Consider the following 22,076-nt stretch of genomic DNA (forward strand, 5'->3'; position numbering starts at 1 on the left):
AGCGCCGGGGTCGCGCCGGGTGGCGCAGCGTCCGGGTCAGGCCTGGACCGCGGTGAGGCGGCGCAGCGGCACCTTGCGGCGGTGGGGGCGGGCGGCGGAGGTGCGCAGGCCCATCAGCTCGCGCGGGGCCGACGGCAGGGCCACTTCGGGGACGCGGGGCGCCGGGACGGGCGCGTGCAGATCGCGGACGATCGACAGGGCGAGGGTGACGTCGGCGGGACGGCGGCCGGCGGTCTTGTGCGAGACATGCTGGATCATGACGTACTCCCTGCTGACTGAGGGTGAAGCGTTAGCTCTTGTCGCCCGCCCGCAGCTTGGCCAGGTCGGACTTGACGGTGTTGACGGGGATCGCGAAGCCGAGACCGATGCTGCCCGCGTCCGAGGACGAGGAGGACTGCTGGCTCGACGAGTACATCGCGGAGTTGATGCCGATGACGTTGCCGCTCGCGTCGATCAGCGCGCCGCCGGAGTTGCCGGGGTTCAGCGAGGCGTCGGTCTGGATGGCCTTGTAGGTCGTCGTGGACGAGCCCGTGTCGCCGTTGAACTCACGGCCGCCGAACTGGAACGGCCACTGACCGTCGCCGCCCTGGCCCTGGTTCTCGTCGGTGGAGACGGTCACGTCCCGGTTGAGCGCGGAGACGATACCGCTGGTGACGGTGCCGGTCAGGCCCTCGGGGGAGCCGATCGCGACGACCGAGTCACCGACCTGGACGCCCGACGAGTTGCCGAGTGAGGCGGGCTTCAGCCCGGAGGCGCCGCGCAGCTTGATCAGCGCGAGGTCCTTGGAGCTGTCGGTACCGACGACGTCGGCGGTGTAGCTGCTGCCGTCGCTGGTGCGCACCTTGATGGACTGCGCGCCGGAGACGACGTGGTTGTTGGTGACGATCTCGCCGTTCGAGGCGATGACCACGCCGGAGCCGGTGGAGGAGCCGTTGCCCAGGGTCGCGTTGATCTCGACCACGCTCGGGCTGACCGCGGCGGCGATCGCGGCGACGTCGCCCTTCTTGCCGGTCGGCACCACACGCGTGGTCGTACCGGCGGAGGCGACCGTGTCCTTGCCGGCCAGTTCCTGGAAGCCGTACGCCGTGGCGCCGCCGACCGCCGCCGCCACGATCGCGACGGCCGCGAGGAGGGCGACGGGGCCGCCGTTGCGCTTCTTGCGCGGCTCGGGTGCCACCGCCGTCACCGGCTGGTACGGCGGCGGAGGCGGCCACTCGGGGTTCACGGGAGCGGAGTAGCTGCTGGGCTGCTGGGGGTGGGAACCCTGGCTCTCGGTCATGTCCAGAAGAATCCCCCGTGACCATGAGAGGTTCCTGAGTGCTCGCTGAGAAGCCCGGCAGAACCTCGTTTGCCCTGTATAAAGACCTGTGCGGCTCAGGCCTCGCAGCCGCAGCTCGTGCGGACCACCAGCCGGGACGGGAACGTCTTCAGGCGCTCCCGGCGTGACCCCGCCACCCGCAGTCCGTCGTCCAGGACCAGGTCGACCGCCGCACGGGCCATCGCCGAGCGGTCCGAGGCGACCGTGGTCAGCGGCGGGTCGGCCAGCGCCGCCTCCTTGATGTCGTCGAACGCGGCCACCGCCAGCTTGCCGGGCACGTCGATGCGCAGCTCGCGCGCGGCCCGCAGCAGGCCGATCGCCTGGTCGTCGGTGGAGCAGAAGATCGCCGGCGGCCGGTCGGGGCCGGAGAGGATGTCCAGCGCGACGCGATAGGCGTCGTAGCGGTTGTACGGCGCCTCGAACAGCCGGCCCTCGGTGGGCAGGCCTGCCTCGTCCATGGCCCGCTTCCAGCCCTCGACGTGGTCGGAGACCGGGTCGCCGACGGCCGGTGTCTCCGCCGTACCGCCCATACAGGCGACGTACTCGTAGCCGTGCTCCAGCAGGTGGCGTACGGCGAGCTGGGCGCCGCCGAGGTCGTCCGTGACCACGGCCACGTCGTCGATGGCCTCGGGACGCTCGTGCAGCAGGACCACCCGGGCGTCCCAGGCCTCGATCTCGGCGGCGGCGAGGTCGTTCAGGGCGTGGCTCACCAGGATCAGCCCGGAGACGCGCATGCCCAGGAAGGCGCGCAGATAGTGGACCTCGCGCTCACCGATGTAGTCGGTGTTGCCGACCAGGACCATCTTTCCGCGCTCGGAGGCGGCCTGCTCGACCGCGTGCGCCATCTCGCCGAAGAACGGCTGGCGGGCGTCCGGGATGATCAGGCCTATGAGGTCGGTGCGCCGGGACGCCATCGCCTGGGCGACCCGGTCGGGGCGGTACCCCAGTTCCTTGATCGCCGCGAGGACACGCTCGCGCGTGGCCGGGGCGACCGGCCGGGGTCCGTTGTTGATGACATAACTGACGACGGCGGTGGAGGTCCCAGCCAGCCGTGCCACGTCATCCCGAGTCACCTTGGCCACGCGCGGAGTCTACGCGGATTGACCCGCCCTGGGCAGGGCGTACCAGCCCTTGGATGGGAACCAGGGGTCCGCCGGACGGGAACTAGGCGTCCGCGTGGACCTCGGCGCCGTCCCGGACGGCCGATGCGTCCGCATCCTGCGCCTCGGCCCGGTCCGCCTCGGTCCGGTCGGCCTTGGCCCGGTCGGCCTTCGCCCTGGAGTCCTCGGCGGTCCGGTCGGCCTTCTCGGGCGTGACGAACCGATAACCGACGTTGCGGACGGTGCCGATCAGCGACTCGTGCTCGGGGCCGAGCTTGGCGCGCAGCCGCCGTACGTGGACGTCGACCGTCCGGGTGCCGCCGAAGTAGTCGTAGCCCCACACCTCCTGCAGCAGCTGGGCGCGGGTGAAGACGCGGCCCGGGTGCTGGGCGAGGTACTTGAGCAGCTCGAACTCCTTGAAGGTGAGGTCGAGGACCCGGCCCTTGAGTTTCGCGCTGTACGTCGCCTCGTCCACCGACAGATCGCCGTTGCGGATCTCCATGGGGGAGTCGTCGTTGACGATCTGCTGGCGTCCCATGGCCAGCCGCAGCCGGGCCTCCACCTCCGCGGGGCCCGCGGTGTCGAGGAGGACGTCGTCGATGCCCCAGTCGGCGGTGACGGCGGCGAGACCGCCCTCGGTGACGACCAGGATCAGCGGACAGCCGGGGCCGGTGGAGCGCAGCAGCTGGCACAGGCTGCGCACCTGGGGCAGGTCGCGGCGGCCGTCGACGAGGATCACGTCGGCGCCCGGCGTGTCGACCAGGGCGGGGCCCTCCGCGGGAGCGACCCGCACGTTGTGCAGCAGCAGGCCGAGGGCGGGGAGCACCTCCGTCGACGGCTGGAGGGCGTTGGTCAGGAGCAGCAGAGAACTCATACGTCTGGTTCCTCCTCGGTCCCTGCGAGGCTGTGCGGACGGGCACTGCTCTGCGTTCCCGAAGGCCCCGTACACCGGCGGTCACCCGAGGTTTCCCGCTTCGTATACAACGCTTCCGAAAGCACAAAAGGACCCGGGGGCTGCGCTGCCCGAGTCCTCTGCCCAGCAGAATAGCCCACATGAGCAACGGTCCGGCAGGTCATGCGGCACGTTCCATCGTTCGTCCGTATCGCGAGACAGGCAGACGGGCGCCTATCCGGACGTTTCTGCGCACGGCCGACGGCGTTCCGGTCGATTCCGTATACGACCCGGGCGCGGTCGTATACGAAACGGAGCCGGACGCCTCCCGTACACCTCAGGGCGACCTGGTGTTCGTCGTCGCGCACGGGTTCACCGGGGACGTGGACCGGCCGCACGTACGACGGGTGGCGGGCGTCCTGCGCGGTTACGGCGCGGTCCTCACCTTCTCCTTCCGCGGCCACGGACGCTCCGGCGGCCGTTCCACGGTCGGCGACAAGGAGGTGCTGGACCTCGCCGCGGCCGTCGAGCGGGTCCGCGCTCTCGGCCACGGGCGCGTGGTGACCGTCGGCTTCTCCATGGGGGGCTCGGTGGTCCTGCGGCACGCGGCCCTGCACCCCGGCACGGTGGACGCGGTGGTCTCGGTCAGCGCCCCGGCCCGCTGGTACTACCGGGGGACGGCCCCCATGCGCCGCCTGCACTGGCTGGTCACCCGTCCCGAGGGCCGCCTGGTCGGCCGCTACGGCCTGCGCACCCGCATCCACCACCGCGACTGGGATCCGGTGCCCCTGTCCCCGGTGGAGTCGGTCCCCGGGATCGCCCCCACGCCCCTGCTGATCGTGCACGGCGACCGCGACGCCTACTTCCCCCTCGACCACCCCCGGATGCTCGCCGAGGCAGCCGGTGACCACGGGGAACTCTGGGTGGAGCCGGGCATGGGCCACGCCGAACACGCGGCCGGCGACGCGCTCCTCGCCCGGATCGCGCACTGGGCCGCGGGCCGGGCGGGCTAGCCTGACACCATCTGTCTTCTGTCTCTGTCTTTTCTTGCCGCCGATTGAGGAACGAGATGCCCAAGGTCACGGTGCGCTACTGGGCCGCCGCCAAGGCCGCGGCCCAGGTCGCCGAGGAGCCGTACGACGCGGACACGCTCGCCGCCGCGCTGGCCGCAGTGCGCGCGCGACACCCCGGTGAACTCACGCGCGTACTGCAGCGATGCTCCTTCCTCGTCGACGGTGACCCCGTCGGGACCCGCGCGCATGAGACGGTACGGCTGGCCGAGGGCGGCACGGTCGAGGTGCTCCCGCCGTTCGCAGGAGGATGAGGCGATGAGCGACCAGCCGTATCAGGGCGGACAGCCCTACGAGGGCGGACAGCCCTACGAGGGGGGACCGCCGTACCAGGGCGGCCCCTACGAGGGCTACGACCCGTACCAGCAGCAGCAATGGGCCGGGTACGACCAGCAGCAGTACGGCCGGCAGCCGGGCTACGACCCCCAGCTGACCCAGCAGTGGCAGGGGCAGACCTGGGAGACGCAGACGCACGGGTCGGTGCAGATGCCGGTGCAGGCGGCGGAGGCGGCGTATGTGCCGCCGCAGACGTTCGAGGGCCAGTACGGGCAGCAGTACGCCCAGCCGTACCCGGCCGCTGCCCAGCCGCAGCCCGCACCGGCAGCGGCACCGGCACCGGCAGCGGCGCCGGAGGCCGTGGCGGAGGAGTCCGAGCCCGACTACGGTCCCGCCACGCTCGGCGGCAACTCGCGGATCACCGATGCCCAGCGGGCGCGCCTCGAGGGGCGTTCGCCGATCATCGAGCCCGGTATGCAGCCGGCGCTGCTGACCGCGGTGCTGGGCCTGCTGCTGGCCGCGACGGCGCCGGTCGCCTCGTACGCGCTGGTCGTCCCGCTCGTGCTGCTCCAGGCGGTGACGGCGGCGGGCTGGTTCCGGCTGAACGGCATGTGGCCGGCCCGGCAGGGCATCGCGCTGGCCTTCGCGGGCGGGCTCGCCGCGGACGTGGCCGTCCTGGCCGCCGGCCGCGACCACGTGCCCGCCGCGATCCTCGGCCCGCTCGGCGTCTGGGTCCTGCTGTGCCTGGTCCTGCAGCTGCGCTCGCACGCCTCGCCGGACGAGCGGATGTACGGCCTGATGGCGACGGTCGTCTCGGCGGCCCTCTCGGTCCTGGCCACCGGCTACCTGGGTGCCGATCCGCACGCGGTGTCGGTGGGTGCGGCGGCGGTGGCGGTGGCGATCCTGGCCCGCGCCCTGCCGCTGCCCTCGCCGGTGTCGGTGGTGGTGTCGCTGCTGGCGGCGGCGGGTGCGGGGATCGCCGTCGGCGGGATGACCGGCCTGGGCGCGAAGGGCGCCGCCCTGGGGGCGGCGGCCGGCGTCTGCGCACTGGTCGGACACCGGGTCGCGAGCTACGACTACCCGTCCCGCTTCGTCCACTTCACCGCGGGCGTGGCCCTGCCCCTGTCGGCGGCGGCACCGGTGGTGTGGCTGCTGGGGCGCGCGCTGGGCTAGGCGAAACCCCCTAGCCGATGCCCAGCCGTTCGGCAAGCAATCCGAACACGACGCCTGCCGTCGCCACGGCGACCGCAGGCGTCAGCGAATGCGCGTGGACTCCCGGTGTCCACGCGAGCAGCATCGCGCCGACGAGGAAATACGTCACCCAGCCGAAAGCGGCGTCCACCGCATGGCCGGCCGCGGGTGAGACGCTGAACGCGCCCCGCACAAGGTGCCGCACCGGCATCGTGACCGCCATGGCGATGACCGAGCACGGAGCCAGGAACAGCAGCGCCCAGAACACCGCGGCCGCTCCGTCGAGTTCGATTTCGCCGGGGAAGAGTGCGGCGGTGACGAGGATGATCAGAAGGTATATGAGGCCGACGGGCACGATCGCGAACAGCACGACCCCGCCGAGCACGGCCCGGGCCAGAGCCTTCTCGCCGGAGGTCATCGGCTCGTCGTCGGCGGGGTGATCCGCGGGTTCCGATCGCTTGTCCACGCGAGACTCCACTTGACGTTTCTTCCTGGTGTTTCGGCGAGGAAAGCCGAAAGGCCGCACCCCCACCGGCGTCCAACCCTAGGGGTGCGGCCCTTCGACCGTCACTGTGGTGCTGTTTCGCGCAGCCCGCGGCCCGCTCAGACCGCGATGGCGACCTCGGCCAGAGCGCCCTTCTCCGCCACGACGACCGTGCGGTCCGCCGTGCCGCCGGGCACCAGCGCGCGCACGGTCCACGTGCCCTCGGCCGCGTAGAACCGGAACTGGCCGGTCGCCGAGGTGGGCACCTCCGCGGTGAACTCGCCGGTCGAGTCGAGAAGACGGACGTAGCCCGTCACCGGCTCGCCGTCGCGGGTCACCTGGCCCTGGATCGTGGTCTCACCGGGCTTGATCGTCGAGGCGTCCGGGCCGCCGGCCTTCGCTCCGCACATGCTGTCTCTCCAGAGGGGTTGGGATTACTTGTTGGCGCCGAGCTCGATCGGCACGCCGACGAGGGAGCCGTACTCGGTCCAGGAGCCGTCGTAGTTCTTGACGTTCTCGACGCCGAGCAGCTCGTGCAGCACGAACCAGGTCAGGGCCGAGCGCTCACCGATGCGGCAGTAGGCGATCGTGTCCTTGGCGAGGTCCACGTTCTCCTCGGCGTAGAGGGCCTTGAGTTCCTCGTCCGACTTGAAGGTGCCGTCGTCGTTGGCGTTCTTCGACCACGGGATGTTGCGGGCGGTCGGGACGTGGCCCGGACGCTGCGACTGCTCCTGCGGCAGGTGCGCCGGGGCGAGCAGCTTGCCGGAGAACTCGTCGGGCGAGCGCACGTCGACCAGGTTGTGCGAGCCGATCGCGGCGACGACGTCGTCACGGAAGGCCCGGATGGAGGTGTCCTGCGCCTTGGCCTTGTAGTCGGTGGCCGGGCGCTCGGGGACCTCGTCGCCGGCGACCAGCTCGCGGGCGTCCAGCTCCCACTTCTTGCGGCCGCCGTCGAGGAGCTTGACGTTCTCGTGGCCGTACAGCTTGAAGTACCAGTAGGCGTACGACGCGAACCAGTTGTTGTTGCCGCCGTAGAGGATCACCAGGGTGTCGTTGGCGATGCCCTTCTTCGACAGGAGCTTCTCGAAGCCCTCCTGGTCGATGAAGTCACGGCGGACCGGGTCCTGGAGGTCCTTGGTCCAGTCGATGCGGATCGCGTTCTTGATGTGGTTCTTCTCGTAGGCGGACGTGTCCTCGTCCACCTCGACGATGGCGATGGCCGGGTCGTCCAGGTGCTCCTGCAGCCAGTCGGCGTCGACCAGGACGTCGGTGCGGCTCATGCTCTTTCTCCTCCGGGGCAGTTGCGGCGGGGCGTGCGAGTAGAGGGGTGCGCGCGGTCGGGGAACGGCGGCGCACGGGTGCCCTTGCAGCAGGGCGGCTGAGGGACGCGGAAGTCGGGGACTTGCGCTCAGAAGGGGCGACAGAGCATGGCGGCAACGCGGCACAGGTCCACTGCCCGCCGCTTCGTGAGATCCGCCTGTCGCTTCATGGGTGCGATCGTAGGGACGTCCGGGCGGGCATGTCACCGGTGTGTCATATGGCGAGACACGATCGTCCGTATGGCGGAACGAAGAAGCGCCCGGCGGCCGTCGTACGGCCTGCCGAGCGCTCGCACGGGTCTTCGCATCTACGCTGCGGACGACCCCGTCTCGCCAGTCGGACGAGGCCGGACGATCGCCCTCCTGCCCCGCCCTTCCGTTCCGTTACCCCGCCAGCTTGACGTCGGAACCCTTCACCATGATCTCCACACCGTCCTTCGCGGCCTGCACCTTGTCCAGCTTGATGCCGCCGGGCAGCCGGTCGACGGCCTGCTGGAAGTCGGTGATCTCGCGGATGCGGTTCTCGGCGATCGCGGCGGCGCCGAGCCTGGGCAGCGAGTCGGCGTGGACCTGCACCTTGTCGTTCTCGACGGTCACCGAGCTGAGCACGGGCACGGTCTGCTTGATCCCGAGGGACGAGACGGTGCCCTCCACCATGACCTTGATCTTGCCGTTGCCGCCGTCGGAGAGGCCGACGATCCGGGCGGTGATCCCGGGGGCGACCTCGGTCGGCTGGGAGTTGGCGGTCTTCAGCAGCTCGGAGTAGGAGATCGTCGCGGTACCGGTGGCGCTGGCCGCGGTGGCGGAGCTGTAGTCCCCGGAGAACGTGACGCCCTTCATGTCGGCCTTCAGGTCGTCGATCCTGATCGTCTGCCCGGCCTTGCCGGTGGCGGCCTGGTAGTCCTTGATCCCGACCTCGACGTCGTCGAGGGACCCGCCCGCGACCTGGGTCAGGAACGGGAACCCCTTGATGTCCACGTCCGGCGTCGAGGCCAGGTTCTCGGTCGCCTTCAGCTTGTCGGCGGCCTCACCCTCGGCGAAGTGCACGGCGACCCGGTCCGCGATCACGAACAGCCCGCCCAGGATCACGACGAGGATCAGGATTATTCGCAGGGCGCGCATGTGGTGTTTCCCCCGGGTCGTCGGTAGGTGTGGCTACGCCACGGTAACTCCGCCGGGACGGCCGAGGGGGAATTGTGGATCACTTGTGACAGGGGGTGCCCGCCCTACCCTGGAGTCATGTACGCGCGCCGGCGCCACATCTACTTCGCCATGATGGGGACGTGCATCGGGCTCTTCGTCCTGGCGTGGGGGGTCGTGCGCCTCTGGTCGGTGCCGGCGGCCGTCGGCATGTGCGTCGTGGCCATGGTCATCCCGCCGGTCGCGGCGATGATCGCCAACCGGCGGGGCCCGGAGGACCGGTGGTGGGACGATCCCTCCGGCGATCCCCAGTCCGACGAGTGGTGGGACGAGCTGGACGGCAAGAAGCGGCGGTAGCCCGCGCTTCAGTCCGTCCAGGGCTGCCAGGCGCCCGCGCCGACCGCCCCGTTGTACCAGTACTGCTTGGCGCCACGCATGCCGGCGGTGCGGAACGGCCTGCCGTGGTCGTCGATGCGGGTCGTGCCCTGCCGGTCGCCGCTGCTCCAGACGAGTTCGAGGTACCAGTCGACGTCCTGGGCGGCCGTGGCGGCGTCGATGTTCAGCACCTCCGGGTCGTCGGCGGACACCTTGTACGGGAAGTCCGTGGCCCGGGTCTTGTTGTACCCCTCGTGTCCCGGCACCGCCTTCGCGCTCGGGGCCTGAGCGTCGAGGTCGACGGCGAAGGACGCCGGGGCCAGATCACCGCCGCACTGCCCGCCCATGGTGAAGGCGTTCCACGCGGGGGCCTTGCGGGTGCCGGTGACGCGGACGTGGAGCCCGTGCAGCACCACCGGCCGGCTGCTGTCACCCTGCACGGTCACCTGCAGCCGCAGATGCCCGGCGGGTACGGCGCCCATCGCGGCGGCCCAGCCGTCGGTGGCCTGGCTCGCGGGGGGCGGAGACACCTTCCTCGGGTCGCTGTTCAGCAGGAACCACTGGTCACAGGAGTTGTCCCAGTTGTTGGTCAGGACGTTGACGTGGAAGGGAGCCGCGGCGGGCGCGGTCACCGGGTGCGAGGGGCTGGGGGAGGAACCGGCGGAGTCCGCCCGGCCGGCGGCCTGGGACGGGGTGCCGGCGGGAGACCCCGACCCGGTGGGGGTGGCGGTGGCGGTGGTGCCGCCCGTGCCGCCGCGCGGGACGGGGGCTGCGGACCCGTCCGCGGTCGCGCCGGCGGCAGAATGCGCGGAGGGCCTTCTGGAGTCGTCCGCGGCGGTGACCAGGGCCGGCACGGCGACGGCGGCGACGGCCACCACGCCCGCGGCGATCAGCAGCCGGGGGCGACGGAGGCGGGCGGTACGTGACGTGCGCAGGGCCGCCGGGACGGGGACGGCTTCCGGGCGCGGGGTGGTTTCCCGGCCCGGGGCGGCAGTCGGGCACGGGGAGGCCTCTCGGCCCGGAACGTCTCCGGAAGGGCCCCGGGGGGCGCCGTCACGGACCTCCTCGCCCGCGCCGGCCCCCGCCTCAGTCCCCGCCCCGTCCGCAGCATCGGCTGAACGCCCCCCGGAGACGGCACCCGCTACAGAGGCGTCCCCACCCGGCCGTCCCCCGTCCCGGCGGCGGGAGGCGCCCGCCAGGATCCAGCGGCGGTGCAGCTCGACCAGCTCCTCCGCGCTCGCCCCACAGACCCGGGCGAACCGTTCCAGCGGCGCGTACTCGGTCGGCACCGCCGTGCCGTTGCAGTAGCGGTGCAGGGTGGACGTGCTGACGTGGAGCCGTTTGCCGAGCGCGCCGTAACTGCGCCCGGACCGGTCCTTTAATGCGCGGAGCAACTCCGCCAGCGCGTCCGTCTCCCGGCCCATGCCACCCTCCCCATCCCGGAACGGCATTCCAGGCTCTGCCGTTTCCCCTGGTGAGAGTGCGCGCAAGCGTTCCAGGGTTCCAGATTTCCCGGCGGTCATGGCGACTGGGACACATCTCACCCCACAGTTCGGTGCAGCGGCCGGTCCACCGGGTCCGGCCACCGAGAGAACCACCAACGGGAGACACACATGTCCGCCAAGCGCATCCTCGTCACCGCCGCCGCGTTGGCCCTCGGCTCCGCCGCCGCCGTCGGCTGCAGCGGCACCTCGTCGGCCTCCGGCACCGCGCCGTCCGCGTCCGCCGTCCGGGCCTCGACCGCGTCGCCGTCCCACACCACCGGTACGCCGGGAACGCACGCTTCGTCCACGGGTGGCAGCACGGCGCAGGCCGGCTCCCGCACGAGCACGACGGGCGACGCCCACCGCACCGCCACCGCGTCCGGGAACAAGAAGGCTCCCTCCTGCCGGGCCGACCAGCTCACCGTCACCGCCGCGCCGGTGTCCCGTCCCCTGAACCACCTGCTGATCACCGCCAAGAACACCAGCGGCAGCCCGTGCGACCTGGGGATCATCGGCCTGGTCACCTTCGACGGCAGGATCAAGGCCACCACCCCGGACGGCATCGGCGGCGGTCCCAACATCCTCAAGCCGGGCCAGGCGAACTACGAGGGCGTCTCCCTGGACCAGCAGGACACCCCCGGCAGTGCAACCCACACCTCCACGCTCTCCGTGCAGCTCGACGGCGGTGACACCGTCCGGGTTCCCGTGAAGACGTACGTCCACGCCCCCAAGATCACGGTCTGGGAGCCCACGGCGGCGGACGCCCTCGTCTTCTGAGACGCGTGAGCAGGCGCTCGTCCCAGCCGATCACTGTGGATCAGTAGACGAGCGCCTGCGTGTCGTCGGCGAGGGATTCCTGGACGAAGACCTGCGCGCCCGCGATCCGTACGCCCTCGATGACGTCCTTCTCGGTGATCTCCCGCCGGGCCGCGCACTGGGTGCACAGCGTGATGCGCCCGGCGGCGAGGATCGACTCGATCAGGTCCGGCAGCGGCGCGGCGTGCGGCAGCTCGAACTCGGCGGCCCGCCCCGGCAGGGCGAACCAGGACGACTCCCCGGTCAGCCACAGCGACACCTCGACCCCGCTGGCCACGGCCACCGCGGCCACGGTGAACGCCTGCGAGCAGCGCTCGGGTGCGTCCGCCCCGGCCGTCACCTTGATCACGAGCTTCTTGGTCATGTCCGGAAGCGTAAGCCCTCGCGGGCGGCGTCAGCCGCGCGGGCGCAGGGCCGCGAAGACGATCGCCGCGAGCAGCGCCGTCAGGCAGAGCACGCCGAGCAGACCGCTCATGCGCGCGTCGTCCACCGGCCGGACCCGCCGCCTGCGGACCCGTCTCCGCGGGGCGGGGAGCCGGGCCGGGGCGGGCCCGGGGGGCGGCACGGGCGAGTCGGGCGTCGTCGGCGTGCCCGGATGGAACGGCGGCAGGGCGTAGGGCAGATGGAGCGGTGTCCGTCCGGCCGGTAACGCCTGCCGCCGACCCCGTCGGCACTCCTCGTACGGCAGGCTGCCCTGGATGCCGCTCATGCGCGGTGCTCCTGCCGCTGGTGCTGCCGCATCAGCACGTTGGCGTCGGTCTCCGCGCTCCGGTCGTACTCCACCCGCGCGGTGTCCCGCCGTTCGGCCAGCGTCATGCACGCGGCGCAGCCGGGGACCGGCCGGGGCGGGCGGCTGAGGTCGGCGGGGTCGGGCGGCACGGCCCGCGTACGGCCGTTCGCCGCGTGGACGCTCGCGCTGAGGCGTTCGCGGTCGGTGGCGGGGCGCAGCGTGGCGGGGTCGGCCTGCCATTCCCGGCCGCCGCCGACGGGGCGCAGCCTCGCGTACGGGCCTGAGCGGTCCTGGTACTCGCCGACGCGGCGGGTGGCGGGGTCGTAGAGGAGACGCCCGGGCTCGTGGGACTCCGACGTCGTTGTCATCGTGGCCAGCTCCTTTCCATGAACGCCTGTGCGCAGCGCACGGCTGTGGCTACGCTGCGTGTTCGGGATGCTGATGAGCATGGCGCACGGACAGGGCGTCTGGGCTGTTGAGCGGCCCAAATTCAACGCTGGGCCTGCCAAATTCAACAAGTTCAACAGGAGCGGGATGCCGCAGCGGCTGGTGATCACGGGGCGGAGTCAGGAGCCGAGGGCGCGGTTCGCCGAGGAGTTACGGCGCCTGAGGAGCGAGCGCGGCCTGAGCCTGCGGGACCTCGCGAAGGAGGTGGGCTGGGACGCGTCCCAGTTCAGCAAGATGGAGAGCGGGCGGACGCTGGGCGGCCCGGAGGTCGTACAGGCGCTGGACCAGTACTACGGGACACCTGGGTTGCTGGTGACGCTGTGGGAGTTGGCGATGGCGGACCCCACGCAGTTCAAGGAGCAGTACCGCCGGTACATGATCCTCGAGTCGGAGGCCGTGGGGCTGTGGCACTACGGCGTCAGCACTGTCCATGGCCTGCTCCAGACGGATGGGTACGCCCGTGAGGTGCTCGCGCTGGGAGGCGCCAGAGGGGAGGAGCTGGACCAGCAGGTCGAGGCCCGCACCGGGCGACGGAAGTTGCTGGAAGGCGAGGACGCCCCGCCGTTCCGGGCTCTCCTCGGTGAGGTGGTGCTGCGGACACCGCTGCGGGACGCGGTCGAGTGGCAACGGCAGCTGGAGCACCTGTTGAAGGTGTCGGAGCAGCCGCACGTCACGATCCAGGTGCTGCCGCAGAGCGTCGGACTGCACGGTCTGGTGAGCACGGATGTGATGTTCCTGCGGCTGCTGGACGGGCGGATGGTGGCGTACACGGAGAACGCCCTGCGCGGTGAACTGGTCGAGGAAAACGGCTCTGTTGAGCGGCTGCACCGTGCGTACGATGCGATGCGTGACCTGGCTCTGAACCCGGCCGAGTCGCGGAAGTTCATCCTGCGGACGTTGGAGGAAATGCCGTGCGAGCCATCGACCTGAGCGGCGTGACGTGGCGCAAGAGCAGCTACAGCAACCCGGACGGCGGCGCGTGTGTCGAAGTCGCCGCCAACCTCCTCCACGCCGCCGACTGGCGCAAGAGCAGCTACAGCAACTCGGACGGTGGCCAGTGCGTCGAAGTCGGCGCCAACCTCCCCCTCGTCCCCGTCCGCGACAGCAAGGACACCACCCGCACCCCGCTGCTGATCGGCGCGGGCGCCTGGGCGGTGTTCGTGGGCGGGGTCAAGGCCGGATCCTGACGAGGGCGGGGCTCAGCCGAAGAGGCCCGCGTTCAGCGGGGTGCCCACCAGGTCCGTGACGTCCGACAGGGCCGCAGGATCTTCGGCGCTGGGAGCGGGGGCGTGTGCCGTGGAACCGGAGTTCTGGGCGTGGGCGGTAGTCGGCGCGACCGCCAGCAACAGCCCGGCAGCCACACCCGTCGCGATCGTGCGCAGCACCTTGAGCATGCTCTTCTCTCCGATCTCAGGTGGGACCTGGATCAAGGTTCGGTGCCGGCCGGTCCCGGGGCGAGCCGGGCGGGCTGAATGGGGCCGGGCCCCTGGTCGGCCCACCTCGTCAAGAGGGCCCGACCCCGGCCGCGTAAGCTGGGCCCCGGCTCTGTCGTATGCCCACCCTCGCTCAAGGAGCACCCGTGGAGATCTTCTTCGAAACCCTGCTGGTCCTGGTCTGCGTCGGCGTGCTCGCCTTCGCCGGTCTGACCGTGAAGAAGCTGTACCAGGGCCAGCGCTGACCCCCACCTAGGAAACCGCACCTCATGATCGAGATCCCGTCCGACCTGCACAAGGACCTCGTCCCGCTCGCCTTCCTGCTCGGCAACTGGGCCGGTGCGGGCGTGCATGACTTCCCCGGCTCCCAGAAGTGCAACTTCGGCCAGGAGGTCAGCTTCACCCACGACGGCCGGGACTTCCTGGAGTACCACTCCCGCACCTGGGTGCTGGACAACGACGGCAACAAGATCCGCCCGCTGGAGTCGGAGTCCGGCTTCTGGCGGATCGACGCCGACCGCAAGGTCGAGGTGACGATGACCCGCGACGACGGTGTCATCGAGATCTGGTACGGCGAGATGGCCGACAAGAAGCCGCAGATCGACCTGGTCACGGACGCCGTCGCCCGGACGGCCGCCTCGCAGCCGTACAGCGGTGGCAAGCGGCTCTACGGCTACGTCAAGAGCGACCTCATGTGGGTCGGCGAGAAGCAGACCCCCGAGGTCGAGCTGCGCCCCTACATGTCGGCGCACCTGAAGAAGGTCGTCACCCCGGAGGACGTCGAGCGCTGGGCCAAGGCCCTCCCGGACGACATGCCGGACGACGGCATCGCCTTCTTCAAGTAGTCCTAGACTCGGCGGTGTGGTGAGCACCGACTGGAAGAGCGACCTCAGGCAGCGCGGCTACCGGCTGACGCCGCAGCGGCAGCTTGTCCTCGAAGCCGTGGACACCCTTGAGCACGCGACCCCCGACGCCATCCTCAGCGAGGTGAGGAAGACGGCGTCGGGGGTCAACATTTCCACGGTCTACCGGACCCTGGAGCTGCTGGAGGAACTGGGCCTGGTCAGCCACGCCCACCTCGGGCACGGTGCGCCGACCTACCACCTCGCCGACCGCCACCACCATCTGCACCTGGTGTGCCGCGACTGCGAGAACGTGATCGAGGCCGATGTGGACGTCGCCGCGGAGTTCACGGCGAAGCTGCGTACGCAGTTCGGGTTCGACACCGACATGAAGCACTTCGCGATCTTCGGCCGGTGCAGGGACTGTTCCCTGAAGAGTTCAACTACCACGTCGTAGGCTGGCCCCATGAAGAGCCCCCTGCTGTCCCTGCCCGGCGCCGTCCCAGCCGAGGGCGTGGACGAAGGTGTCGCCGCCCACTACGGCGACCTGTTCCGCGAGCAGCGCGCCCTCGCCGACGGCACCGGATTCGTCGACCTGTCCCACCGGGGCGTCGTCACCGTCACCGGCGACGACCGGCTGAGCTGGCTGCACCTCCTGCTCACCCAGCACGTCAGTGAACTGCCTGCCGGTGAGGCGACCGAGGCGCTGATCCTGTCCGCGCACGGGCACATCGAGCACGCGCTGTACCTGGTGGACGACGGCAGCACCGTCTGGGCCCACGTGGAGCCGGGTACGCAGGACGCGCTGATCGCGTACCTGGAGTCGATGAAGTTCTTCTACCGGGTGGAGGTCGCCGACCGAACGGGTGACTTCGCCGTGGTGCACCTGCCCGCCGGGTCCATCGCCGAGGTACCGGACGGGGTCGTCGTACGGGAGACGGCGTACGGCCGTGATCTGTTCCTGCCGCGTGCCGACCTGGAGTCCTTCGCGGCCACGCACGGCCCGGCCGCCGGGCTCCTCGCCCACGAGGCGCTGCGCGTCGAGCACCACCGGCCGCGGCTCGGTTTCGAGACCGACCACCGGACCATTCCGCACGAGCTGGGCTGGATCGGCACGGCCGTGCATCTGCAGAAGGGCTGCTACCGGGGGCAGGAGACGGTCGCCCGCGTCCAGAACCTGGGCAAGCCGCCGCGCCGCCTGGTCTTCCTGCACCTGGACGGCAGCGACGTCCACCTGCCGGTGGCGGGCACGGAGATCCGTGTCGCGGACGAGGGTCCGGACGGCCGGAAGATCGGTTTCGTGACGACGTCCGTACGGCACCACGAGCTGGGGCCGGTGGCGCTGGCGCTGATCAAGCGCAATGTGCCGGTCGACGCGAGGCTCCTGGCCGGAGAGACGGCGGCCGCCCAGGAGGTCGTGGTCGAGCCGTAGCGGTCGTGCGCCGTCAGGAGCCGCTCAGGAGGGTCCGTACCCGGCGCGGCCTCACTCTCGATCGTGGCGTCGCCCTCGGGGGCGGCGACCGCACGGCACACCTCCCGCGGTCACCGGCCGGCTAGATCTCCAGCAGCACGGTGAAGGGGCCGTCGTTCGTCAAGGACACCCGCATCTTCGCGCCGAAGCGACCGGTGGCCACCGTCGCCCCGAGGGCCCGCAGCCGGGCCACGACCTCGTCCACCAGCGGCTCGGCCACGTCACCCGGGGCCGCCGCGTTCCAGGTGGGCCGGCGGCCCTTGCGGGCGTCGCCGTAGAGGGTGAACTGGCTGATGACCAGCAGCGGGGCGTCGATGTCGCTGCACGACCTCTCGTCCTGCAGCATGCGGATCGACCAGAGTTTGCGGGCCAGCTGCGCCGCCTTCTCCTTGGTGTCCTCATGGGTCACCCCGACGAGGACGCACAGCCCCTCGCCCTCGATCGCGCCGACCGTCTCGCCGTCCACGACGACGCTCGCGCCGTCCACCCTCTGCACCACCGCACGCATGCGGACCATCATGCCGGGTGCCCGGTACGTGGTCACAGGGGGTCCAATATAGATCCCTTACCCCCCATCTGGGGCTGTTCGGGGGCACTCGGTCACATAGTGGCCAGTTGGGGTGGCACGATGCTCCCACACGCCGGTCGAGGGGACGGTCAGAAGCACATGAGCACACCGAGTACCAGCGGGCGGCTGGAGACGCAGGGGGCACACGGGGCACACGGGGTGCAGGGGGTGGGGGAGGTACAGGGGACGTACCGGCCGCCCGCCCAGCGCGCCGACACTCCGGCGGAGCCGGCCCTGCCCGTCGAGCCTCCGGAGCCCGACCTGGCCCGGCTGAGTCTGCCCGAGCTGCGCACCCTGCGCCGCGACGCCCAGCGCGACGAGGCGGACCTCAGCTATGTGCGGCGGCTGCTGCAGGGCCGGATCGACATCCTGCGTGCCGAGCAGTGCGGGCGCGGCCGGGCGTCCGTGCCGGCGCCGGCGGACGGCTCCATGGTCGACCGGCTCCCGGAGATCCTCAAGGACGCCCCGGCCCGGCACCGTTCCTCGGCCCGCCATGTCACGCTCGGCACCCCGCACAACGAGGAGTACCGGCGACTGGCCGCCGAGATGCTCGCCGAGGTCGAGCTGAGCGATCTCCAGGCGCGTACCGACCTGGAGCTGGCCACCGCGATGGGCCGCCTGGTCCGCTACGAGCAGGAGGTCTCCCGCCGCCGCCAGCACCTGCAGCGCACGGCCGACGACTGCAGCGCGGAGATCGCCCGCCGCTACCGCGTGGGCGAGGCCCAGGTGGACGACCTGCTCCTCTGAGCCGACGGGAGGACGGCGGGGGATGGTGCAACACGGTGGTGGACGGTGGGGGCGGTGGGCGCGGCGTCATGCGGGCGACAGGTTCCGGGGCGCGGCCTACCGTGGCCCTATGAGCGACGTCCGAATCGTCACCGAGGTCGAGTTCGAGGACTGGCTGCGCGCGCACGCCGTCGGGTTTCTGCGCCCGCCCGCCCTGACCCCCGAACAGATCGACGCCCGGCGGGCGCAGTTCGAGCCGGGCCGGCTGCTCGGGGCCTTCGACGACGGCCGCTGTGTGGCCACCTTCCGCTCCTTCGACCAGGAACTGACCGCGGTGGGCGGCGCGCCCGTGGCCGCGGACGCCATTACCAACGTCAGTGTCAGCCCCACCCACCGCCGCCGCGGCCTGCTGAGCCGGATGATGGCGCGGGACCTCCCGGCGGCGAAGGAGCGCGGTGACGTCCTCGCCACCCTGATCTCCGCCGAGTACCCGATCTACGGCCGCTACGGCTTCGGCCCGGCCACCTGGTCGAACCAGTGGATCATCGAGGTGCCCCGGGCCGGCCTCGACCCGCGCTGGTCGGGGCCGGACGACGGGGGCCGGATCGACCTGGTGGACGGCGAGGACGTACGCAAGCTAGGCCCCGAGCTGTACGAGCGGTTCCGTCGTCTCCAGCCCGGCGCGGTCAGCCGCGATGAGCTGTGGTGGCAGGTGAACACCGGGGCCGTCCGCTTCCACGACGACTGGACCGAGCCCTTCTACGCCGTCTACCGCTCGGCCCACGGCGAGGTCGAGGGCCTGGTGGCGTACCGGTCCGACGAGACCTGGACCGGCAAGCAGCCGGATCAGACCGCCGGTGTCCGGGGGCTCGTCGCCACCAGCGCGGCGGCCGAGCGCGCCCTGTGGCACTTCCTGTGCTCCATCGACTGGATCACGAAGGTCGACAGCGGCTACCGCGGCCCCGACGACCTGCTCCCGCGCTATCTCCCCGACCCGCGCGCGGCCCGGATCACCTCGCACGCGGACTGGCTCTGGATCCGGATCCTGGACGTCGTACGGGCCCTGGAGGCGCGGACGTACGACCGGGTGGGCACGGTCGTGCTGGAGGTCGTGGACGGTGACGGTCTCGCCGGGGGCCGGTTCCGGCTGGAGGTCTCGCCCGAGGGGGCGTCCTGCACGCCGGCGAGCACCGAGAGCGCCGATCTGACGCTGGACGTGGGCGAGTTGGCGTCGCTCTGGCTCGGGGGCGAGTCCCTGCTGCGGCTGGCCGCGCTCGGCCGGGTCCAGGAAGAACGAGAGGGCGCCGCCCGGAAGGCCGACGCCCTGTTCCGCTCGTCCGGGCGGCCGTGGTGCCCGGACATCTTCTGACCGCTCCTCTCTCCCGGTGACGCTGACCGTTCATCCGTAGCGAGCTGTTCAGTTGTGGCTGTGCCGCGGTGTTCAGTTGTGGCTGTGCGAAGTCGTGTTCAGTTGTGACTGTGCGCTTCGGTGGCCGTCCCCTGTCCGGACTCCCGGCTCCCCTCCGGAAGGGAGCCCGGCGGCCAACCACTGGGAAGCTTGACCATGTCATGCGAGTTGGCAGCCAACTCCACTGTACTTATCTCCGTTGGGAAGCGACTCATAACCAGCCGTCGGTGAACTGCCGTAAGTTGGCGGGAAGTTGTAGTGTTTGTTCGTGGACCCGGAGCACGCCTCCGCCAATGGACGGACGAGGTCACACCGGCCTCACGCGTCCCGCGACATCGCCGACGAACTGCGCACCCGGATCAGGTCCGGTGTGCTGCGGGCGGGTCAGCGCATGCCCACGCAGGCCGCGCTGGCCGACGAGTTCGGTGTCGAACGGGGCGCCGTGCGGCAGGCGTTGCGCATCCTGCAGTCGGAGCGGCTGCTGACCGACGTTTCCAAGGGCAGCCCGGCCACGGTGGCGGCGGTGCCGGGGCCGGTGTGCCCGCCGGCCGGACCGGCGGCGCCGCCGCAGCCCACGATGGTCGGTCTCGCGCCCCGCATCGCGGAGGCCTTCGCCGTCCCGCACGTGCGCATCGACGCCCTGTGCCTGACCGCGGTCTCGCTCACGATGGCCATCGGGGAGCCGCTCCGGCAGATCCACGCCGGGCGGCTGAAACCGGCCAAGATCGACGTCCGGGTGCTGCTGCCCAGCCGTGACATCGACCTGGCCTTCCCGGTGCCCGTGGCCGCCGACGACCGCGGCCTGCTGCACCGCCGCTGGCTGGCCCAGCGCAACGCCCAGGGCCTGGTGCTGCGGCAGAACCTGCTGGCCCTGTACGCCACGCACGGCGTCGACGTACAGGTCTGCTTCCGTGCCCTGCCGTTCACCCCGCCGGTCAAGCTGTACCTGCTCAACGGCTCGGAGGCGCTGTTCGCGTACTACACGCTCAAACGGCGCGAACGGGAGATCGAACACGCGCACCTGGAGCTGTACGACGCCGACGGCACGCGCTCGATGCTGTTCGCGTTCGAGCGGCGTGCCGGGCGGCGGGACGCCGCGTTCGTGGAGCAGTCGCGGCTGTGGTTCGACGCGCTGTGGGGGACGATCAGCTCGGAGCTGGTCCTCGGTCCCTAGCCCGGCCAACTTGGAATCGTTGGCAGCCAACTCCCGGTAGATGGATCAGAGTTGTAGCGTTTGGTCGTGACCCAGGAGCCCATGGCAGCGAACGGCAGCGGAAAACTCACGCCCCAGGAGATCGCCGACACCCTGCGCGCGCGGATCCGCACCGGCGTGCTGCGGCCCGGCGAGCGGCTGCCGACCCAGGCCGAGCTGGCCGGGGAGTTCGGGGTCGAGCGGGGTGCCGTGCGTCAGGCGCTGCGGGTGCTCCAGGGGGACGGACTGCTCGCCGGCGTCAGCAAGGGCAGCCCGCCCCGGGTCGCCGAGCCGCAGCCCGCGTGGCAGCGGGAGGAGCCCCAGCCGACGATGGTGGCGCTCGCGCCCCGGCTGACCCAGGCGTTCTCGGCTCCGCACGTGCGCATCGACGCCGTCTGCCTGACCGCGCAGAGCCTGATCCCGGCGCTCGGCGAGCCGCTGCGCCTGATCCACGAGGGCCGGCTGCACCCCGGGCGGATCGACGCCCGCATCCTGCTGCCGTCCCGCGACATCAACCTCGCCTTCCCGGTCTCCGTCGACGCCGGGAGCGAGGAGGACGAGGCCGTCCACCAGCGCTGGCTGGCCATGCGCAACGCCCAGGGCCAGGTGCTCCAGTACAACCTGCAGGCGCTGCGCGGCACCCACGACATCGACGTCCATGTCACCTTCCGGGCGCTGCCGTTCACCCCTCCGGTCAAGCTGTACCTGCTCAACGGGGAGGAGGCGCTCTTCGCGCACTACATGATCACGCGCCGCGAGGAGCCCACCGACCGCGGAACGCTGGAGATGTACGACACCCTCGGCTCCGAGTCGCTGCTGTTCTCCTTCGAGCAGCGGGCCGGTCAGCGGGACGCGGCGTTCGTGGAGCAATCGCAGAAGTGGTTCGACGCCCTCTGGGAAACCATCACGACGGACCTGACACTCTCCTAGTGACTTCTGATGCGAGTGAGATCGAGAAGCTTCGGGAACTGATCACACCGGCCCGGTTCGTGCTGTGGGACTTCGACGGGCCGATCTGCCGCCTCTTCGCCGGGCACAAGGCGGAACGGGTGGCCGCGGACCTGGTCGAGTGGCTGGCGCGGCAGGGCCTGCGCGGGCTGCTCACCGACACCGAACGGGACACGCTGGACCCGCAGGTCGTGCTGCGCGCGGTGGGCCGCAGACGCCCCGGCAGCGACCTGGTCGCAGGGCTGGAGGAGCGGCTCACCCAGGAGGAGCTGAAGGCCGCGGCCTCCGCGCTGCCCACCGCCTACGCCGACCCGCTGATCCGCACCTGGACGGCCGTCGGCGCCCGGCTGGCCGTCACCACCAACAACTCGCCCCGGGCGGCCCGCACCTACCTGGAGACCCGCGGCCTCACCGGCTGCTTCAGCCCGCATCTGTACGGCCGCACCGAGCAGCTGCACCACCTCAAACCACACCCGCAGTGCCTCAACCGCGCCCTGAACGCGATGGGCGCGGCACCCTCGGCCGCCCTGATGATCGGTGACACCCCCTCGGACCTCGCCGCGGCCCGTGCCGCGGGCGTTCCGTTCCTCGGCTACGCGCGTGACGAGCCGAAGGAGGGACTGCTGCGTGCGGCCGGCGCCCGGCAGGTCGTACGGTCGCTGCAGCCCCTGCTGAGGTTGCTCCGGAGCGGTCGCCCGGTCGGCTAGCATGCCGCCACGTCCGGGTCACCGCCCGGACGCGTGCACAACCGCGCGGGAGGAACGGCAACGAGCCGGCCCTCGGCCCGGCACAGACGAGTGGCGGACCACCCGCCCGGCTGCTCGACTGGGCCCGACCCTTCCTTTT

Annotated in this window: 30 protein-coding genes; 15 read left to right on the forward strand and 15 right to left on the reverse strand. The window is 71.3% G+C overall.

Features of this window, described 5'->3' with window-relative positions:
• Window positions 1-36: 36 nt before the first annotated feature.
• From ACWC94_RS00180 to ACWC94_RS00195, 4 genes are all read right to left on the reverse strand, one after another.
• On the reverse strand, window positions 37-258 hold the full coding sequence (locus ACWC94_RS00180) for a hypothetical protein (protein ID WP_450794066.1): 222 nt from the start codon (window positions 256-258) through the stop codon (window positions 37-39).
• Window positions 259-289: 31 nt separating this feature from the next.
• On the reverse strand, window positions 290-1,279 hold the full coding sequence (locus tag ACWC94_RS00185) for a S1C family serine protease (protein WP_450794067.1): 990 nt from the start codon (window positions 1,277-1,279) through the stop codon (window positions 290-292).
• Window positions 1,280-1,374: 95 nt separating this feature from the next.
• Complete coding sequence (locus ACWC94_RS00190; protein ID WP_450794068.1) at window positions 1,375-2,400, reverse strand: LacI family DNA-binding transcriptional regulator; 1,026 nt, start codon at window positions 2,398-2,400, stop codon at window positions 1,375-1,377.
• A gap of 82 nt (window positions 2,401-2,482) precedes the next feature.
• Window positions 2,483-3,292, reverse strand: a complete 810-nt coding sequence (locus tag ACWC94_RS00195) for a winged helix-turn-helix transcriptional regulator (protein WP_450794069.1) — start codon at window positions 3,290-3,292, stop codon at window positions 2,483-2,485.
• 179 nt (window positions 3,293-3,471) lie between these two features.
• Between ACWC94_RS00195 and ACWC94_RS00200 the strand changes: the two genes are divergently transcribed.
• From ACWC94_RS00200 to ACWC94_RS00210, 3 genes are read left to right on the forward strand one after another with little or no spacing between them, the layout of a single operon-like run.
• Complete coding sequence (locus ACWC94_RS00200; protein WP_450794070.1) at window positions 3,472-4,323, forward strand: alpha/beta hydrolase; 852 nt, start codon at window positions 3,472-3,474, stop codon at window positions 4,321-4,323.
• Window positions 4,324-4,379: 56 nt separating this feature from the next.
• A complete protein-coding gene (locus ACWC94_RS00205) occupies window positions 4,380-4,634 on the forward strand; it encodes a MoaD/ThiS family protein (RefSeq protein WP_450794071.1) in 255 nt (84 codons plus the stop codon).
• A 4-nt stretch (window positions 4,635-4,638) separates the two neighbouring features.
• Window positions 4,639-5,829: a hypothetical protein gene (locus ACWC94_RS00210; protein ID WP_450794072.1), complete on the forward strand. Its 1,191-nt coding sequence runs from the start codon at window positions 4,639-4,641 to the stop codon at window positions 5,827-5,829.
• A 10-nt stretch (window positions 5,830-5,839) separates the two neighbouring features.
• Here ACWC94_RS00210 and ACWC94_RS00215 read toward each other — a convergent pair whose 3' ends face one another.
• From ACWC94_RS00215 to ACWC94_RS00235, 5 genes are all read right to left on the reverse strand, one after another.
• Entirely contained in the window at window positions 5,840-6,265 is a 426-nt protein-coding gene (locus ACWC94_RS00215) for a hypothetical protein (protein WP_450794073.1), read from the reverse strand.
• A 185-nt stretch (window positions 6,266-6,450) separates the two neighbouring features.
• The gene (locus tag ACWC94_RS00220) at window positions 6,451-6,741 is read right to left on the reverse strand and encodes a DUF1416 domain-containing protein (RefSeq protein WP_043502058.1); all 291 of its coding nucleotides are present in this window, start codon (window positions 6,739-6,741) and stop codon (window positions 6,451-6,453) included.
• Window positions 6,742-6,765: 24 nt separating this feature from the next.
• Complete coding sequence (locus tag ACWC94_RS00225; RefSeq protein WP_450794074.1) at window positions 6,766-7,611, reverse strand: sulfurtransferase; 846 nt, start codon at window positions 7,609-7,611, stop codon at window positions 6,766-6,768.
• A 128-nt stretch (window positions 7,612-7,739) separates the two neighbouring features.
• Window positions 7,740-7,820: an Ms5788A family Cys-rich leader peptide gene (locus ACWC94_RS00230; protein WP_350751515.1), complete on the reverse strand. Its 81-nt coding sequence runs from the start codon at window positions 7,818-7,820 to the stop codon at window positions 7,740-7,742.
• A 214-nt stretch (window positions 7,821-8,034) separates the two neighbouring features.
• Window positions 8,035-8,772: an LmeA family phospholipid-binding protein gene (locus tag ACWC94_RS00235; protein ID WP_450794075.1), complete on the reverse strand. Its 738-nt coding sequence runs from the start codon at window positions 8,770-8,772 to the stop codon at window positions 8,035-8,037.
• A 117-nt stretch (window positions 8,773-8,889) separates the two neighbouring features.
• Here ACWC94_RS00235 and ACWC94_RS00240 point away from each other — a divergent pair, with 117 nt between their 5' ends.
• Window positions 8,890-9,147, forward strand: a complete 258-nt coding sequence (locus ACWC94_RS00240; protein ID WP_450794076.1) for a DUF3099 domain-containing protein — start codon at window positions 8,890-8,892, stop codon at window positions 9,145-9,147.
• An 8-nt stretch (window positions 9,148-9,155) separates the two neighbouring features.
• Here ACWC94_RS00240 and ACWC94_RS00245 read toward each other — a convergent pair whose 3' ends face one another.
• Window positions 9,156-10,589: a helix-turn-helix domain-containing protein gene (locus ACWC94_RS00245; RefSeq protein ID WP_450794077.1), complete on the reverse strand. Its 1,434-nt coding sequence runs from the start codon at window positions 10,587-10,589 to the stop codon at window positions 9,156-9,158.
• 189 nt (window positions 10,590-10,778) lie between these two features.
• Here ACWC94_RS00245 and ACWC94_RS00250 point away from each other — a divergent pair, with 189 nt between their 5' ends.
• Window positions 10,779-11,426 (forward strand): hypothetical protein, encoded by a 648-nt coding sequence (locus ACWC94_RS00250; protein WP_450794078.1) that lies wholly within the window; start codon window positions 10,779-10,781, stop codon window positions 11,424-11,426.
• 40 nt (window positions 11,427-11,466) lie between these two features.
• On the opposite strand, the gene ACWC94_RS00255 is transcribed toward ACWC94_RS00250, so the two are convergent.
• The 3 genes from ACWC94_RS00255 to ACWC94_RS00265 are packed head-to-tail and all read right to left on the reverse strand — an operon-like array spanning window position 11,467 to window position 12,563.
• Complete coding sequence (locus tag ACWC94_RS00255) at window positions 11,467-11,829, reverse strand: DsrE family protein (protein ID WP_363216958.1); 363 nt, start codon at window positions 11,827-11,829, stop codon at window positions 11,467-11,469.
• Window positions 11,830-11,859: 30 nt separating this feature from the next.
• The gene (locus tag ACWC94_RS00260) at window positions 11,860-12,174 is read right to left on the reverse strand and encodes a hypothetical protein (protein ID WP_450794079.1); all 315 of its coding nucleotides are present in this window, start codon (window positions 12,172-12,174) and stop codon (window positions 11,860-11,862) included.
• On the reverse strand, window positions 12,171-12,563 hold the full coding sequence (locus ACWC94_RS00265) for a hypothetical protein (protein WP_450794081.1): 393 nt from the start codon (window positions 12,561-12,563) through the stop codon (window positions 12,171-12,173). Before ACWC94_RS00265 ends, ACWC94_RS00260 begins: the two co-directional genes overlap by 4 nt.
• 166 nt (window positions 12,564-12,729) lie before the next feature.
• On the opposite strand from ACWC94_RS00265, the gene ACWC94_RS00270 reads away from it, so the two are divergent.
• Together ACWC94_RS00270 and ACWC94_RS00275 are read left to right on the forward strand one after the other, a co-directional pair.
• Window positions 12,730-13,572: a helix-turn-helix domain-containing protein gene (locus ACWC94_RS00270; RefSeq protein ID WP_450794082.1), complete on the forward strand. Its 843-nt coding sequence runs from the start codon at window positions 12,730-12,732 to the stop codon at window positions 13,570-13,572.
• Complete coding sequence (locus ACWC94_RS00275; RefSeq protein WP_450794083.1) at window positions 13,554-13,829, forward strand: DUF397 domain-containing protein; 276 nt, start codon at window positions 13,554-13,556, stop codon at window positions 13,827-13,829. Before ACWC94_RS00270 ends, ACWC94_RS00275 begins: the two co-directional genes overlap by 19 nt.
• Window positions 13,830-13,841: 12 nt before the next feature.
• On the opposite strand, the gene ACWC94_RS00280 is transcribed toward ACWC94_RS00275, so the two are convergent.
• Complete coding sequence (locus tag ACWC94_RS00280; protein ID WP_450794084.1) at window positions 13,842-14,036, reverse strand: hypothetical protein; 195 nt, start codon at window positions 14,034-14,036, stop codon at window positions 13,842-13,844.
• Window positions 14,037-14,344: 308 nt separating this feature from the next.
• Here ACWC94_RS00280 and ACWC94_RS00285 point away from each other — a divergent pair, with 308 nt between their 5' ends.
• From ACWC94_RS00285 to ygfZ, 3 genes are read left to right on the forward strand one after another with little or no spacing between them, the layout of a single operon-like run.
• Window positions 14,345-14,920: an FABP family protein gene (locus tag ACWC94_RS00285; protein ID WP_450794085.1), complete on the forward strand. Its 576-nt coding sequence runs from the start codon at window positions 14,345-14,347 to the stop codon at window positions 14,918-14,920.
• A 16-nt stretch (window positions 14,921-14,936) separates the two neighbouring features.
• Window positions 14,937-15,374 carry a Fur family transcriptional regulator gene (locus tag ACWC94_RS00290; RefSeq protein ID WP_450794086.1) on the forward strand — a complete coding sequence of 146 codons (438 nt, stop codon included), beginning with the start codon at window positions 14,937-14,939 and terminating at the stop codon, window positions 15,372-15,374.
• Window positions 15,375-15,383: 9 nt separating this feature from the next.
• On the forward strand, window positions 15,384-16,349 hold the full coding sequence (gene ygfZ / locus ACWC94_RS00295; protein WP_450794087.1) for a CAF17-like 4Fe-4S cluster assembly/insertion protein YgfZ: 966 nt from the start codon (window positions 15,384-15,386) through the stop codon (window positions 16,347-16,349).
• A 121-nt stretch (window positions 16,350-16,470) separates the two neighbouring features.
• Here the strand turns inward: ygfZ and dtd are convergent, their stop codons facing one another.
• Entirely contained in the window at window positions 16,471-16,896 is a 426-nt protein-coding gene (gene dtd, locus ACWC94_RS00300; RefSeq protein ID WP_116154474.1) for a D-aminoacyl-tRNA deacylase, read from the reverse strand.
• A gap of 159 nt (window positions 16,897-17,055) precedes the next feature.
• Here dtd and ACWC94_RS00305 point away from each other — a divergent pair, with 159 nt between their 5' ends.
• From ACWC94_RS00305 to ACWC94_RS00325, 5 genes are all read left to right on the forward strand, one after another.
• The gene (locus ACWC94_RS00305) at window positions 17,056-17,703 is read left to right on the forward strand and encodes an RsiG family protein (protein WP_450794088.1); all 648 of its coding nucleotides are present in this window, start codon (window positions 17,056-17,058) and stop codon (window positions 17,701-17,703) included.
• Window positions 17,704-17,812: 109 nt separating this feature from the next.
• Window positions 17,813-19,051, forward strand: a complete 1,239-nt coding sequence (locus ACWC94_RS00310; protein WP_450794089.1) for a GNAT family N-acetyltransferase — start codon at window positions 17,813-17,815, stop codon at window positions 19,049-19,051.
• Window positions 19,052-19,352: 301 nt separating this feature from the next.
• Entirely contained in the window at window positions 19,353-20,264 is a 912-nt protein-coding gene (locus ACWC94_RS00315) for a winged helix-turn-helix domain-containing protein (RefSeq protein WP_450794090.1), read from the forward strand.
• Window positions 20,265-20,324: 60 nt separating this feature from the next.
• Entirely contained in the window at window positions 20,325-21,212 is an 888-nt protein-coding gene (locus ACWC94_RS00320; protein WP_450794091.1) for a GntR family transcriptional regulator, read from the forward strand.
• A complete protein-coding gene (locus tag ACWC94_RS00325) occupies window positions 21,212-21,937 on the forward strand; it encodes an HAD family hydrolase (protein ID WP_450794093.1) in 726 nt (241 codons plus the stop codon). The genes ACWC94_RS00320 and ACWC94_RS00325 overlap by 1 nt, the downstream gene beginning before the upstream one ends.
• Window positions 21,938-22,076: the final 139 nt, after the last annotated feature.

Source organism: Streptomyces sp. NPDC001135 (assembly GCF_053598395.1).

Coding starts and splice junctions, on each gene's coding strand:
- ACWC94_RS00180 (WP_450794066.1), bottom strand. CDS start 258: ATGATCCAGCATGTCTCGCACAAGACCGCCGGCCGCCGTCCCGCCGAC.
- ACWC94_RS00185 (WP_450794067.1), bottom strand. CDS start 1,279: ATGACCGAGAGCCAGGGTTCCCACCCCCAGCAGCCCAGCAGCTACTCC.
- ACWC94_RS00195 (WP_450794069.1), bottom strand. CDS start 3,292: ATGAGTTCTCTGCTGCTCCTGACCAACGCCCTCCAGCCGTCGACGGAG.
- ACWC94_RS00200 (WP_450794070.1), top strand. CDS start 3,472: ATGAGCAACGGTCCGGCAGGTCATGCGGCACGTTCCATCGTTCGTCCG.
- ACWC94_RS00205 (WP_450794071.1), top strand. CDS start 4,380: ATGCCCAAGGTCACGGTGCGCTACTGGGCCGCCGCCAAGGCCGCGGCC.
- ACWC94_RS00210 (WP_450794072.1), top strand. CDS start 4,639: ATGAGCGACCAGCCGTATCAGGGCGGACAGCCCTACGAGGGCGGACAG.
- ACWC94_RS00215 (WP_450794073.1), bottom strand. CDS start 6,265: ATGACCTCCGGCGAGAAGGCTCTGGCCCGGGCCGTGCTCGGCGGGGTC.
- ACWC94_RS00220 (WP_043502058.1), bottom strand. CDS start 6,741: ATGTGCGGAGCGAAGGCCGGCGGCCCGGACGCCTCGACGATCAAGCCC.
- ACWC94_RS00225 (WP_450794074.1), bottom strand. CDS start 7,611: ATGAGCCGCACCGACGTCCTGGTCGACGCCGACTGGCTGCAGGAGCAC.
- ACWC94_RS00230 (WP_350751515.1), bottom strand. CDS start 7,820: ATGAAGCGACAGGCGGATCTCACGAAGCGGCGGGCAGTGGACCTGTGC.
- ACWC94_RS00235 (WP_450794075.1), bottom strand. CDS start 8,772: ATGCGCGCCCTGCGAATAATCCTGATCCTCGTCGTGATCCTGGGCGGG.
- ACWC94_RS00240 (WP_450794076.1), top strand. CDS start 8,890: ATGTACGCGCGCCGGCGCCACATCTACTTCGCCATGATGGGGACGTGC.
- ACWC94_RS00245 (WP_450794077.1), bottom strand. CDS start 10,589: ATGGGCCGGGAGACGGACGCGCTGGCGGAGTTGCTCCGCGCATTAAAG.
- ACWC94_RS00250 (WP_450794078.1), top strand. CDS start 10,779: ATGTCCGCCAAGCGCATCCTCGTCACCGCCGCCGCGTTGGCCCTCGGC.
- ACWC94_RS00255 (WP_363216958.1), bottom strand. CDS start 11,829: ATGACCAAGAAGCTCGTGATCAAGGTGACGGCCGGGGCGGACGCACCC.
- ACWC94_RS00260 (WP_450794079.1), bottom strand. CDS start 12,174: ATGAGCGGCATCCAGGGCAGCCTGCCGTACGAGGAGTGCCGACGGGGT.
- ACWC94_RS00265 (WP_450794081.1), bottom strand. CDS start 12,563: ATGACAACGACGTCGGAGTCCCACGAGCCCGGGCGTCTCCTCTACGAC.
- ACWC94_RS00270 (WP_450794082.1), top strand. CDS start 12,730: ATGCCGCAGCGGCTGGTGATCACGGGGCGGAGTCAGGAGCCGAGGGCG.
- ACWC94_RS00280 (WP_450794084.1), bottom strand. CDS start 14,036: ATGCTCAAGGTGCTGCGCACGATCGCGACGGGTGTGGCTGCCGGGCTG.
- ACWC94_RS00285 (WP_450794085.1), top strand. CDS start 14,345: ATGATCGAGATCCCGTCCGACCTGCACAAGGACCTCGTCCCGCTCGCC.
- ygfZ (WP_450794087.1), top strand. CDS start 15,384: ATGAAGAGCCCCCTGCTGTCCCTGCCCGGCGCCGTCCCAGCCGAGGGC.
- dtd (WP_116154474.1), bottom strand. CDS start 16,896: ATGCGTGCGGTGGTGCAGAGGGTGGACGGCGCGAGCGTCGTCGTGGAC.
- ACWC94_RS00305 (WP_450794088.1), top strand. CDS start 17,056: ATGAGCACACCGAGTACCAGCGGGCGGCTGGAGACGCAGGGGGCACAC.
- ACWC94_RS00310 (WP_450794089.1), top strand. CDS start 17,813: ATGAGCGACGTCCGAATCGTCACCGAGGTCGAGTTCGAGGACTGGCTG.